Genomic DNA, 1,160 nt, shown 5'->3' on the forward strand with positions numbered 1-1,160 from the left:
ACCGACGCGCTGGTCAAGCGTGCGGCCGGCTACTCGCCGGGCGATACCGATCTGGCGTGGGCACGGATCACCCACTGGCGGTCGCTGCTCGCCGCAACGCTGGACCGCCCGCCGTACGAGCCCATCTTGGCCGCCACGGTCTGCGGTCCCGAACGCGCCGCATCGGTCGACCTGGCCGGCGCGTGGCTGGCGTCCCGCCTGGGGATCGACGTGCACCGCGCGGTGGGCCCGTCGATGGTCGTCCTCGAGCGCGCCTCGGGATCGATCGTGCTCAAGCAGGTCAGCCCCACTGCAGCAGAGCTTCACATCACCGGACACTCGCCCACCCGGGTCGCCCTGGTCGGTCGTAGTATCGCCGACTGCCTGGCGGAGGAACTCAGACGCATGGATACCGACGGGGTCTACGCCGACGCACTGGCCAACTTCGATCGGGTCATCTACACCTCAGCCTCGGTCCGCTGACGCAGATCGCGGCCTCGGGCAGTACGCCGAATCAAGCCCACGACAGGAGCACCGATGTCAGACATCCGCCATCTCGTCCATCCGGATATCGACAGCCTTTCCGCCGCCGCGGCGCAGGCCGTCACCGGCCATCTCAATGAGCGAATCGCCGCCACCGGTCAAGCTGTCCTCTCGCTGACCGGTGGGAGCGCGGGCGTCAAGACCGCAGCGGCGCTGGCCGACGCGGCCATCGAGTGGGAGCGGGTCACCATCTACTTCGGTGACGAGCGATTCGTTCCCGCTGACGACCCCGAGCGTAACGACGGCCAGATCGACGACGTCCTTCTCGATGCACTGGGCGGACGACCCACGGTGCACCGCTGGCCCGCACGCGGCGCGGAGCACGACGATGTCGATGCCGCGGCGAGCGCGTTCCGCGCCGCACACCCCATGCCCGCCGGGGACGAGACGCTGTTCGATGTGACGCTTCTCGGGATGGGGCCCGAGGGACACATCGACTCGATCTTCCCCCACACCCCGGCGGTCGCGGAGAGCGAGCAACTGGTGGTCGGCGTGCGCGACTGTCCCAAGCCGCCGCCGGAACGGCTCACGTTCACCCTTCCCGCCGTATGCCGGTCGCGGCACGTGATCGTGGTGGCCACCGGGGACGGCAAGGCCGAAGCGGTCGCCCGCGGCATCGAGGGCGCGGATCCGGTCGA

Annotated in this window: 2 protein-coding genes; both read left to right on the forward strand. The window is 69.7% G+C overall.

The window, feature by feature from the left end:
- Window positions 1-462, forward strand: a 462-nt coding sequence (locus tag ACWIE7_RS19350; RefSeq protein WP_454070358.1) for a glucose-6-phosphate dehydrogenase assembly protein OpcA, incomplete at its 5' end; no start/stop codon positions are given.
- Between the two features lie 54 nt (window positions 463-516).
- Window positions 517-1,160: 6-phosphogluconolactonase (gene pgl / locus ACWIE7_RS19355; protein WP_454070359.1), on the forward strand; the 644-nt coding region annotated here is incomplete at its 3' end.

The sequence above is a fragment of the Dietzia sp. NPDC055343 genome (assembly GCF_053645265.1).